Annotated in this window: 9 protein-coding genes; 7 read left to right on the top strand and 2 right to left on the bottom strand. The window is 57.8% G+C overall.

Annotation, left to right across the window (positions count from 1 at the left end):
- The first annotated feature begins 46 nt into the window (after window positions 1-46).
- Window positions 47-631: a TetR/AcrR family transcriptional regulator gene (locus ACPOL_RS19835; RefSeq protein ID WP_114208586.1), complete on the top strand. Its 585-nt coding sequence runs from the start codon at window positions 47-49 to the stop codon at window positions 629-631.
- 480 nt (window positions 632-1,111) lie between these two features.
- Complete coding sequence (locus ACPOL_RS19830; RefSeq protein ID WP_114208585.1) at window positions 1,112-1,477, top strand: hypothetical protein; 366 nt, start codon at window positions 1,112-1,114, stop codon at window positions 1,475-1,477.
- Here the strand turns inward: ACPOL_RS19830 and ACPOL_RS19825 are convergent.
- Complete coding sequence (locus ACPOL_RS19825) at window positions 1,444-2,328, bottom strand: LysR substrate-binding domain-containing protein (RefSeq protein WP_114208584.1); 885 nt, start codon at window positions 2,326-2,328, stop codon at window positions 1,444-1,446. The two genes, ACPOL_RS19830 and ACPOL_RS19825, sit on opposite strands and share 34 nt — an antisense overlap.
- A 169-nt stretch (window positions 2,329-2,497) precedes the next feature.
- Between ACPOL_RS19825 and ACPOL_RS19820 the strand changes: the two genes are divergently transcribed.
- From ACPOL_RS19820 to ACPOL_RS19800, 5 genes are all read left to right on the top strand, one after another.
- Complete coding sequence (locus tag ACPOL_RS19820; protein WP_114208583.1) at window positions 2,498-3,040, top strand: hypothetical protein; 543 nt, start codon at window positions 2,498-2,500, stop codon at window positions 3,038-3,040.
- A 55-nt stretch (window positions 3,041-3,095) separates the two neighbouring features.
- A complete protein-coding gene (locus ACPOL_RS19815; protein WP_114208582.1) occupies window positions 3,096-4,022 on the top strand; it encodes a ketopantoate reductase family protein in 927 nt (308 codons plus the stop codon).
- A gap of 166 nt (window positions 4,023-4,188) precedes the next feature.
- Window positions 4,189-4,515 carry a hypothetical protein gene (locus ACPOL_RS19810; protein WP_114208581.1) on the top strand — a complete coding sequence of 109 codons (327 nt, stop codon included), beginning with the start codon at window positions 4,189-4,191 and terminating at the stop codon, window positions 4,513-4,515.
- A 144-nt stretch (window positions 4,516-4,659) separates the two neighbouring features.
- Window positions 4,660-7,731, top strand: a complete 3,072-nt coding sequence (locus tag ACPOL_RS19805; protein ID WP_114208580.1) for a DUF7948 domain-containing protein — start codon at window positions 4,660-4,662, stop codon at window positions 7,729-7,731.
- Between the two features lie 340 nt (window positions 7,732-8,071).
- Window positions 8,072-8,338 carry a hypothetical protein gene (locus tag ACPOL_RS19800; protein WP_114208579.1) on the top strand — a complete coding sequence of 89 codons (267 nt, stop codon included), beginning with the start codon at window positions 8,072-8,074 and terminating at the stop codon, window positions 8,336-8,338.
- Window positions 8,339-8,767: 429 nt separating this feature from the next.
- Here ACPOL_RS19800 and ACPOL_RS19790 read toward each other — a convergent pair whose 3' ends face one another.
- The gene (locus tag ACPOL_RS19790) at window positions 8,768-12,196 is read right to left on the bottom strand and encodes a TonB-dependent receptor (protein WP_236656906.1); all 3,429 of its coding nucleotides are present in this window, start codon (window positions 12,194-12,196) and stop codon (window positions 8,768-8,770) included.
- Window positions 12,197-12,247 lie beyond the last annotated feature (51 nt).

Below are 12,247 nucleotides of genomic sequence, written 5' to 3'. Positions count from 1 at the left end.
TCGCTTTAGCATCAAATGACGCGGGAAGAGTATCCTTAAGCCTGAGATGACCCAGGCACTACAATCAGCCGCCGCACCTGAAGCGACCGATCCGCGCATTCTGCGCAGTCGGCGCATGCTGATGGAAGCCTTGGTCAGGCTATTGACTCAAAAGGAGTTCGCCGACATTTCGATTCAGGAGATTGCGGATGAGGCGACCCTCAACCGGGCTACCTTCTACCTCCACTACCCAGATAAGAACGCCTTGCTCCAAGCCATGACCGACGCCCGCTTCCGTGAGCTGATCGCGCGCCGTGGCCTTTCCTTCACAGACTGCAACGGCGCACTTCGCGCCATAGCGCTCGGCGTTTGTGATTATCTCGCCGAGACGACCGGCTGCCCAAGCCAGCTAGCGAAGATGCCCATTGAAGGCTCCATTATTCCAGTCATTGAGGGCATATTCATGGAGGGCGCCGCCCGTCATGAGCCGGCACCCGGTGTCGATACAGTGCTTCTGGCGACCACGGCTGCCTGGGCCGTCTTCGGAGCCGCGCGACGCTGGCTTCAGACTCCCGGCCGCATCCCCGCTGAAGAGATGGCCGCCAGAATTGAAGCTATGGTGAAGCCTGTATTCCTCAGTGCCACCCAATAGCTAAAGCAGGCAAACCAAGACTGCGCCGACGTCGTGTCCACGTGAGTGTCGTCGAACCTATCCGCAGAAGATTTGCATCGAAAAAGCCGCTCTCGGCAATTGTTGGAAGTCAGAATCACTCCTCGGTCCCGATCGCGCGATCCAAATGACTAGACTCATGTAATGCATCGCGACGTCCCGCGATCGATGAAGAGAGAAAATGCGTGTGCGCCACTTATGTAATGCCGCATCCACGTCGCCACATAAGCCGCACTTGTATTCGGCACGAGAAGACAAGAGGCACGGTTCAGGTAGGTTCAATGAACGCTGAGTAGCGATCCAGCATACGCTACCGGGGCAATTCAACAGTCAGTACTGACTGCTACGTGCGCCGCCCGTAATCAATCAGTGCCTTTCTGCAATTGATCGAAATCCAGAACGATGCGACTTCCACCTTGATGGAACCCCGTCAAGGAGGCAAGTCCATGATCAAGTCATTTCATGCGAGTTTTGCGCGCCACGCAGAAGCAGCTGCGGGCGATCATGGTCGTATCCTTCATCGGAGCCGCGCTGGTAGCTCCCGTCGTCAGCGTGGCCCAAAACCTAGGAACGGCAGCAGCCACAGGCCACGCAGTCCAGGGTCAGACCGCGTCGCAGCCAGAGGGGGCATTCCTGAATGCCGCCAACTGGGTCTGCAACGTTATCTGCCCGGTGGGCGCTGGCATCGCTGTTGTCGCCACGATCTTACGGTGGCGCAGCGGCCGTAGTTGGCTTCCTTCCGATATGGCCGCCGAAGGAGGCAGGATCAGGACCCACTTGTTCCTCGCCGCGGATCAGAGATTGCCCGTCGTACCGTTCAATTTGTAATGCGAAACTGCCAATTCACCAACGATTTCAGCAAAACGACGGACATAAGCCGCTCTTGCGGATTTCCGGCGATGAAGGATGACATCAGTCATTCCCAGCGATGGCATCGCCGGAGGAGCGAAATCGAATTCTTCCGGAGCACCGATCTTGGCACGGACGGTCATTCCTAGCCCGCCCTTGACGGCGGCCCAGAGTCCTGCGACGCTCGGGCTTGTCATCGCTATGCGCCAGGATAATCCTGCACGGTCTAACGCATCGAGTGCGTAAGTTCGGAAGATGCAGGGGTGCTCAAAGAGAACCAAAGGTAGAGGGTCTTTGGGTTTGAGGGGGAACTTAGAATTGATGATCCAACAAAGCGGCAACTTCCCGATCTTCGTGCCTGATCCCTCACGATGATTGCCGAGGGTAAGCGCTACATCAAGTCTTCCCGCGCCGATTTCGCCTTCCAGTAACGAGTTTCGGTCGATCGTCACTTCCAGCTTGACGAGTGGATAAAGAGCATTGAAGCGGGCCAATGCCAAGGGAAGCAGTGTATCAACGAAATCGTGCCCGAAGCCAACTCGCACGACGCCTGATAGAGAAGCGCCGCGCAACGTGTCGAGCATCTCGTCGTTCAGTTCCAATACTCGACGAGCGTAGCGAACTGCAATCTCGCCCTGCTCCGTCAGGAGGGTCCGTTTCCCCTGGCGGCGAAACAACGACACGCCCACTTCTGCCTGCAAGCGCTTCATCTGGAGACTGATCGCTGAGGGAGTTCTTCCCAACTGCTCCGCTGCGCGTCCGTATCCGCCAAGATCTTGCGCGATCACAAGCGCTCGAAGACTGTCGAGATCTACGTTCGTAAGATTCATACTTTAATAATAATCAACAATAATGTCAGAATTACGAACTGTTGTTTCTCAAAACGGGTATGTAAGCTGGAACTGTAGTACGCGGTCATGATGACCAGACCTGTCTCTCTCCTTGGAGGCCGTTATTCGCCACTTTGCTCTCTCTTTCATTTTGTGTTCCGCAACTCTTATGTCTGCTCAGAACCCGCCAGCCACGCCACAGCAGCATACGCAGTCCGCCCTCGCCTCGCACCCGGAATGGCCAAAGGCGAACCCAGCCGATGTTGACACCGTCGAAGACATTATCCGAGCGTTCTACGCCACCATTTCAACTCCGGCTGGCGGGAAGTTGGATCAAACTCGTCTACGGTCCTTGTTTGTCCCAGGTGGACGGATCGCGGCTAGTGTGCCACCAAATTCTTCGCGTACAGCGGATGTTCGCTTTCTTTCGCCAGAAGAGTATGCCGCTATATCCGACTCCCAGACGGTTACGTCGGGCTTCTTTGATAGCAATCCAGCCAACCAGATCGAGAGGTTCGGTGAGATGGCTCACGTTTACTCCACGTTTGAATCCCGCACAAACTTAGAAGACCCGAAGCCTATACGTCGCGGCATCAAGTCGTTCGAATTGCTGAAAAGTGCAAACCGCTGGTACATCGTCGGAGTCTATTGGAATTGGGAGCGGCCCGACCTCCCCATCCCTGAACGCTATCTCCACGACAGCGATCATTAGGGTGAGCCTCCGGCTTGCAGAAACTCGGTGTCAATTTCTGAGGAAGGTATTTGAAATGCGTATCCTTATGGTCGGCGCCGGTGCGACGGGTGGATTTTTTGGCGGCAAACTTGCCGAGGCTGGACGCGATGTAACATTTCTGCTCCGCGAGCGGCGAGCGGAGCAAATTCGCGAGCGCGGACTCGAGATCACTACGCCAAACGGCGATCTGACAATACAGCCTAAGGTCGCTACCGCGGAACAACTTCGTGAAAGCAGAGAACGCTTCGACTTGATCGTGCTCACCACCAAGGCCTATCAACTTCAAGCCGCAATGGAAGACTTGGCCCCGGCAGTTGGGCAGGCGACAATGCTTCTGCCAATCCTGAACGGAATGCGGCAGTTCTCTATGCTTGATGAAAGGTTCGGTGCAGAGCACGTATTGGGTGGGTGCGCACGAATCTACGCGGAGATGGACGAACTAGGTCGAATTCATCAATCCGCAGGACCTAGCCAGATCAACTATGGCGAGCACTCTGGAGAGCGCTCCGAACGGATTCTGTCCGTTGATCGAGCGCTCAGGGACGCGGGCTTCCAAACTGTTCTGGAACCCGACATTCTTGCCACGCTGTGGCAGAAGTGGTGGTTCCTGGCAAGCCTCAGCGCTACCTGCGTGTTGGGGCGCGGAGTCGTGGGCGACATTGCCGCCGTTGTGCCTTATGGCCCGTCACTGGCTCGTGCCGTGATCGAGGAATGCGCAGCGATCACCCAAGCCAATGGCTATCCGATCGCGGAGTCTGCCCTCCTCCACCACATCGACACCATGACCCAACCTGGGTCTACGCTTTCCTCTTCAATGTACCGAGATTTGATAAAGGGAGCCCCCGTTGAGGCCGACCACATCCTTGGGGATCTGGTCGACCGAGCCAAAGGCGTATCCGCGCCGCTCGTCGCGGCGGCCTATGTGCAACTGAAGGTGTATGAAGCCGCTCAAGCAAACTAATTGTAGGAAGAACCGTTCTTCCAATGTAGTAAGTACGGGGGAAATGCTGCTGTTGTCGGCGAAGTCGTAGGGTTCGACGTAGAGGTCCGGCTCCCACAGTGACTTGAGGAAGTCTCCAGCGACGCGGTAAAGCCGACTGAGCGCGAGGAAGAGCGGAAAGGCGCCGGTGGCCTTCGCCGCCTCTTTGAGCAATGGCCACGCATCCTCGCTGGTGCCGAGTGGCAAAGGCTTGGCGAGCGGAAAGAGCGGAGCGTTGGCGGAGTCGGCGACGGTCTCAAATTGCAGCCGTTCGGCATGGGAGCGGATGTCTTCCTCGGCGGAGCCGACGGTCTGCGGGATATTGGGAGCCCGGAAGTTCGTTCCCGCGTTTCAGCCTGCGAGTATAGTCTTCGGTCAGGCGGGACGGGCAACGCTTTTTGCGGTCGCCTCCGTCCCACGTCCCAACCAATCACAGGATTGGGGTCTCAACCAAAACTCGCCATCAGCGTGGTAGGATGTTGACGTTCGAAACGATCATCGGCCTCAGTCGGGCGAGGGTCGTCTTCGGACTTAGGCTCAAAGTTCCGCAAGCCACATACACGATGAGCTGGCAGCTTCGGACTACGATTCTGCACTGCTCCCTAGCCAGGAGACTTCCATGAAAATTAAATTCTGCCTCGGTATTGCTCTGGCCACTCTCAGCCAGGCTTATGGATTCTCGCAGGAATCATCCCTCTCGACAAACCACCTTGCCACTGCGGCGGTCGCGGCCAACTATGGCAAGCTCCCGCTGAGCTTTGAAGCCAACCAGGGGCAGACCGACGCGCAGGTCCGCTTCCTCTCCCGCGGACAGGGCTATTCCCTCTTCTTGACCGACAAGGCGGCGGTGTTGTCGCTGGCGAAGCCGTCGGGCAAATCCCCTGAGACCAGATCTGCCGAGAGCGCGGTCGTTCGCATGGAGCTTGCCGGAGCCGCAAACGGCCTTCGCGTCGACGGCGCCGTGCCGCTGCCAGGCAAGAAGAATTACTTCATCGGCAGCGATCCGGCCAAGTGGCACACCAATGTGCCGACCTTCAGCAAAGTGCGGTACACCGGCGTTTATCCCGGCGTCGACCTGCTCTACTACGGCAACCAGCAGCAGCTTGAATTCGATTTCGTGGTCGCGCCGAATGCCAGCGCCAAGCCCGTCAAGCTGCACTTCGACGGTGCGGAATCGCTCAAGCTGGCCAGCAACGGCGACTTGAAGGTGAGCGCCGGAGACGGCGAGATCGCGTTCCACCAGCCCGTCGTTTATCAGAAGAAAGACGGCCAGCGCCAGCCGGTCGAGGGCAAGTTCGCCCTGTTGGCCGGCAACACTGTAGGCTTTGAACTCGGCAGCTACGATCACAGCCGCGAGTTGGTGATCGATCCGGTGCTGGCTTACTCAACCTACATTGGCGGAAGCGAGGCATATGGCACCGACGGATACGCAATTTCCAAGGTGGCGGTGGATGCGGCTGGGAACGCGTACTTTTCGGGTGAAACGGATACCGCGGATTTCCCGGTCACGAGCCGTGCCTTGAAGGCGAACAATCTGCACTATAGTGCTTTCGTCAGCAAGTTGAACGCGTCTGGCTCCGCTTTGATGTATTCCACCTATGTCAGTGGCAACGCGCCTAACTTGTTCGCGGTGGATAATGCCGGGAATGTCTATCTGGCCGGGGCGAATATCCCGGTCACGCCTGGCGCCTTCCAAACAACCAATAGTAATTACGGGAAGACTTCAGTCGCGAAGCTTGATAGCACTGGTTCGACCCTTGTCTATTCAACCTACCTCGGAGGAAGTATCGCCGAACAGGCCTACGGCATAGCGGCGGACTCCTCGGGGAATGCCTACATAGTAGGCGCCACCCAATCGAACGATTTTCCCGTAACCCCCGGGGCCTTCCAGACGACAAAGACAAATCCAAGCGGGGCCTCCACGGTATTTGTGACCAAACTTAACGCGAATGGGTCCGGATTGCTGTATTCCACGTTTCTGGGCGGGAAGTACCAAAGCTACGGCATGTCAGTGTTTGTCGACTCCTCCAACCATGCCTATGTTGGGGGCCTGACGTATTCGCCGGATTTTCCAATCACGCCGAATGCGTACGATCCAACCTACGCGCCGCGTGTTGACGAAATGGCATTTGCTGCGAAGTTGAACCCTTCAGGATCGGGCCTGATCTACTCCACGTTTTTTCCTTACGTAGCGTCTGCGTTGGATCAAGAGGGCAATATCTATGCGCTCGACCTGTACAGCTACGGAAAGGATCAGGTCACGAAAGGGGCATATCTCAAGAGTGGCAGCGAATGGTTAGGCAAGCTCAACGCCAGCGGAACTGCGCTGGTCTTTGGCACTTTCCTGGTGCCTGAAAATGCTACTTACGCCTTCAACGGGCTGGCAGCCGGTCCCCAGGGGGATGTCTTCCTTGCCGGGTCTGGTGGGCCCGGTTTCCCGATCACCAGTGATGCCTACCCGTTCAAAAGCAATCCGGACGGCCAGACAATCAATGCAGTTCTCGCCAAACTGAATCCCACGGGCTCCGCTCTCACCTACGCCACCTACCTCGGCGGCAGCGGATCCGTCGGGTCTTTCCAAAATGATGGAACTACCCATCCGACAGGCGACGCGGCGAGCGCCGTCGCATGCGATCCACTAGGAAATGTATATCTAGCTGGGGTCACTAGCTCGGTCGATTTCCCGGTCACCGATGGAGCCTTTCAAACCGTCAACAAAGAGGGGATTTACTACCCGGCAAGCGAAGGCAAGTCCAGCTACGGAACAAACAAGGGCTACGCGAACAGCTTCGTCACTAAATTCGTTTTCAATGGCGCAACCACCACGACGGTATCGAGCAGCGACTCGTCCGTGAAGCTGGGGAGCAGCGTCACTTTCAGCGCGTCGGTTCGATCCCAGTCTGGAGGGACGATTCCTCAGGGTCACCTCGAGTTCCTCGTGGACGGCATCCCGGCGGCGAACGTTGTCCTGGACGGAGCGGGGAACGCCGATTACACAACCTCAGCGCTCTCAGCCGGCGCTCACGTAGTCAATGCCAGCTATTTCGGGAGCAAGGCGAGTTCTTCCGGCAGCGCTGTCGTCACCCAAGAGGTCACGGGCGGAGCAGTGGCCGCTCCAATCTTCTACCCGGTCCCCGGCACGTATGCTCCGAAATATTTCGCGGGCGATCTGGCTATCCACAATGGCGTCCTGATTAAGTCCCCGACCCCGGGCGCAACTATCTACTACACGACGGACGGGACTACTCCGACTACCTCTTCCGCCGTTTACCCGGTCGGTGGAGCACAACTTATAAACCCCAACCCGCAATCTTCGCTGATCGTGCGCGCGATCGCCGTCCAGTCGGGAAATACTCCCAGCTCGGTCACGACGGGAATCTACACGATCAACCCTCACGCGATTCAGACAGCCACAACTCTGACGTCTTCGGCGAACCCCTCAACGCTAGGCGAAGCGGTCACCTTCACCGCAACCGTCAAGGCGGATTCCGGTCCGGTACCGACCGGCACGGTGCTCTTTCGCAGCGGGGATGAGGTGTTCGGCACGGCTCCGCTGAAGAACGGCGTCGCAACCTTCACCTACTCGGGGCTGTCTCCGCTGGGGCACGACATCACCGCCGTCTACACCGGCAACGACATCGATTCGGAGAAGGGCTCTCCCGTCCTCTTCCAAATCGTGAATGCCCAGTAGAAACTCGAACGCCGCGCTCAACGCCACGAGCGGTCTCTCCCTGAGGCCGTCCGTGGCGCTACGTCGCGCCGTCCCGGCTGCAATCGTCTAGGCTGGAATGCATGACACTAGTGTCTCGGGTCGTTCATTCGTTAAATAAATGTCATCTTGAGCGTAGCGACGGATTCGCGTTTTCAGCTATTTCCATCACGGCGATATCTAATCCAATTCGTGGACGAGTTAATGACTCAGGACACTAGAACGCACAGACGCGCACATTGAGAGCGGTCGATCTTGTCGCTCATTCTGAAGGTCCTGGAAAACCAATTGGTCGGCGTCAGCTCCTTCTTTGGAGACGCGAATGGCCACAACGTCGGAGATCGACGAACGCCGCCGCGATCTCCGCAGGTTCCAAAATCTGCCACTCGCGATCAAGAATGCTGACCACTTCTTGCCGTTCGACGACTCGGGAGCAGGGCGATCGATTGGGGGACATGCTATCCGCACCCCGTCCGAATGGCTCTCGCCGCTGCCATATCTCGGGCTACGGAACTCAAGGCCACGTTCGCTTAGCGCCTGGGCAGCATCCCACGCGGCTGTGCGAGCCCTCGTACCAACTCCCGCCTGATTCATACAACCCAACTAGGTTCAGCGAACCGTGAAAGCGCGGCCACGGCTTCGATCGGCGGCACTACTCTCCGCCAATTTGTGGATACTTCACAATCGCGATGGCGCCGTCGGCTGCGAGCCTGGGCCACTGTGGTTGTTCAGACCCGTGGCGACCTAGCCGGGGCAAACCGAGTTGACCATCATGTTTGTGTCCCGCAATTCCCACGCCGGGTTGACCTTAAACCTGTTCAGCGCTGCTTTCGAGGCGTTCTGCCCGAGCGGCTTTACGCGAAGGCTTCAGCGTAGTCCAATTTTCCAATTGGAACATTGGACGGCCCACCGGACGTAGAGCGATTCCGCTCGTGCCTCGCAGTTTCGAATGAGACAGGTAGGACGACGATACATGGTATGCCGGGCGCCATCTATCGTCGTCTACAGGCAATCAGAATTAGAACGTCAGCTTCAGAGCGGCCTGCTGTACGCGGGGCGCAATAGGACCGATGGTCGTAATCTGGCCAAAGTTACCGCTGGTTGGGGATGTATTCGGATTGGCGAAGTTCGGGTGGTTGAAGGCGTTGAACATCTCCCAGCGGAATTGCAGATTGAAGCGCTGCTCGAACATCCAGTTCTTCATCAGTCCAAGATCGCTGGTGTTAATACCAGGCCCATTGAAGAGGTTACGCGGCGTATTGCCAAATGTCCCCGGCGCGTTCTGAACGAACTTGGAAATGTCGAAGTAGCGGTTCAACTGCTGCTTGCTGCCGTTGTGGATGCCGAAGCTGCTGCTGCCGTAGCTCGCGCCGGGAGCGAAATCGGCACGATCGCCGTTCTGCTGCGCGCCAGAGTTGTTGTTGCCACTGCCACCCTGGATGCTGAATGGCGTGCCTGATTGCATGGTGTAGATGGCGCTCACCTGCCAGCCGCCGAGGGCTTCGCGAAGCAAGACACTGTGGTTCGACAGCGAAGGCGTGGTGTAAACCAGATTCGTGACCGAGATCAATGGGATGTTTAGATCGGAGCGTCCGAAGTTCTGCTTCGGGTCGAACGGGTCTGGAATGTTGTTCACGAAGGAGATGCTGTTTGCAGTGAAAAGATCTTCATTCTTCGACCAGGTGAAGTTCGACTGGAACTGCAGCCCATGCGAGAACCGCTTTTCCAGACCAACCTGCAAGGAGTTGTAGCTCGCATTTCCTCCGCTCACGTTCTCCTGCACGCGCGAGAAGGCTGGATAGATCGTACGTGCCCCGTTCAGCGCTGGATTGGTGCTGTAGATGCCAGGGTTGAGATCGAGAGGAAACTGAAGATGGTTCGTTTCACTACCAACGTAGGCAAGGTGCATGGCTAGATCACCTGGAAGCTGCTGTTCGACTGACAGATTCCAGCTTTGCGTCCGGGCCAGCTTGAAGTCTTGAGCAAACACGGTAGAGATGTTGACCGCATTGGGACCGGTCGGGAAGGTAGCGTCCGGTCCGGGAACCTGCGATGCCGAAGCAAACGGCGGAAACGGATTGACACCACCCGTGCCCGACTGAGGCGAGGTCCACGGCGAAGCAAATGGGATAGGCGTTGTTTGTGTTCCGGCAAAACTGTAGGTAGGGCTAAAAGGGCTGATGTCGGCGGTGTGGTTGTAGATGGAATATTCGAGGGGCGCGAAGAAGGTGCCGAAGGCCGCGCGGAAGGCCGTTGTCGGTAAGGAGCGAGGCTGCCAGGCAATGCCGATGCGAGGAGCCACCTGCGTGTAGTCACGCGGTATCAGGCTGTCGCTCACGCCAGCGTCGCCAGGAAAGACCATGCCCGTGGGGGCGTTGGGATATCGTGTGCTCTGCTGACCCGGAATGAAGGCCGCGCCGCGCCCGTTCTGCAAGGAAGGTGGCAGGTTCGGCTCCCAGCGTACACCGGCCGTGAGCGTAAGGTTCGGTTTGATTCGCCAAGCGTCCTGTGCGTAGATACCGAGCAGGAATCCACGCTCATTCTGAACCTCACCCGCGCCTTGACCGTAGCTCTGCACATCGCCAAGGAGGAAGTCGGCCAGGCCGAATCCCGTGTACTGCCCGTTGAAGTTGACCTGCGGATTTGCCGGGTAGGCAGAGATCTCATTGGCGTACTGCCGCAGCAGATTTCCACCCACGGTGACGACGTGCTGACCGATAACGCGGGAGTAGTCGTCGTTCAGCGTCCAGGTTCTGCGGTCCTCGGTGTTGGGCGACGAATAGCCCTGATTGAACGCACCAGATATGCTCACGCCACCCTCGATGTAGCAGACACCCGGGGGGTCGCTGACGTTGATAATTTGTGAGAGGCAGAAGGGGGACCCATCATGATTGAGGACCTGCGCTGCGGTGTAATAGTCGTTCTGCAGCCAGGCTGCGGAGAGTGTGTTCACTGAGTTCGGGGAGATGGTCCATGTGTCCGAGATCAGTTCGTTATAGATCCGGCCTCTCTCACCGATCACGTAGGTCAGGACATTGCCGGGAACACCGAGTCCCGGCTGATCAAGAAAGTCGAGGAACGAGCGTGCGGTGATTCGGTGGGAAGGAGATACATCCCAATCAAGTCGCCCGGTTGCTTCCTTGTAGCTGTACCTTTGCGAGGCTCCCGTATAGGTCACCTGCCCGGTGGCAGGAACCATGCCCAGCGGCAGCTGCTGGGAGAGAGCCAGTGCAGGAGCGCTCAGAAGTGCGGGGTCCACCTGATTCGGTTTGCCACCGATCGTCGTGAAGGGGCCACCAAGCGTGATCGGCACAGCGCTAAAGTCTCCGGCCAGCATGGCCGCGGTCGGCGTGTCCGTCACATTGGTGGCGGCAGTTGTGCTCGCGAGCGTCTGCTGGTAGTTGGCGAAGAAGAAGAGCTTGTTCTTGATGACAGGGCCACCCAGATCGCCACCAAACTGGTTACGCCGCAGCGGATCAACTTGGTGACTGAAGTAATTTCCGGCGTTCAGAGCGCTGTTGCGGAGAAACTCAAAGGCGCCGCCATGGAACTCGTTGCTGCCGCCTTTTGTCTGGATGCTGACGACCGCCCCCGGAGCGAAGCCATAACGAGCATCGAAGTTGTTGGTGATGACTCGGAACTCCTGCGTGGCATCCGCATTCGGAAACGGTGCGGCCAGCAGTAGGTATGTGTCCATGTTCTGCACGCCATCCAGCAGGTAGTAAGTGCTGCCTTGGCGGCCACCGTTGGCGGACGCACCCGACTCCGTCGGGAAGGCGGCGATCGTCTGCAGAGTACCGCTGGAGTTCAAAACGTTTGTGACGCCCGGCGCCAGCAAAACGAGGCTCGACGGGTCGCGGCCATTCAGCGGCAGCTCCTTGACAGAGTGCTCATTCACCAGTGAGCTGACCTCAGCAGTGCTCGAGTTGATGAGAGTGCCTGACTCCGCATTGACCGTCACACTTTCTGATTGAGCGCCAACCGTCAGGACCGTATTGAGCGTGGCCGCTTGGCCGACCGTGAGTTGCAGACCTTCCTGGACCTTGGTCGCAAAGCCATCCTCTGCGACCGTGACGCGGTAAGTTCCAGGAGGCAAGGTCGTGAAGGTAAACGTACCTGCGCCGCTTGTCTTGGTGGTCTGCGATGCACCGGTGTCGACGTTCAGTGCGGTCACGGTCGCGTTCGGTAGCGCCGCTCCACTCGGGTCCGTCGCTGAGCCGGAGAGCGAAGCCGCCGTGACCTGAGCTCCCACAGGAACAAGAGCCAAGGCCAAGATCGCGACAAGCGCAAGCAGATTACCCGCATGGCTGCCGCCAAGAGAGTGGAGGAGAGAAAGTGTCCGGTTGGTAGTCATACATCCTGCCTTTGTGTTGGTTTCATATGAGTCCGCGCCTGAGGCGCGGCCGTAGGCGTTCTTTATGTCGCCGAGCTGTCGAATTGTGAGCATCGAGCCTTGATAGGGTTGGTCTTTGTCTCTCCCCGCACAGCTTCGCTGAAC

It is taken from the genome of Acidisarcina polymorpha, assembly GCF_003330725.1.
In the GTDB taxonomy this organism is placed as follows: Bacteria; Acidobacteriota; Terriglobia; order Terriglobales; family Acidobacteriaceae; genus Acidisarcina; species Acidisarcina polymorpha.
Note: the sequence above shows the minus strand (reverse complement) of the source record. Positions and strands in the feature narration are given on the sequence as shown.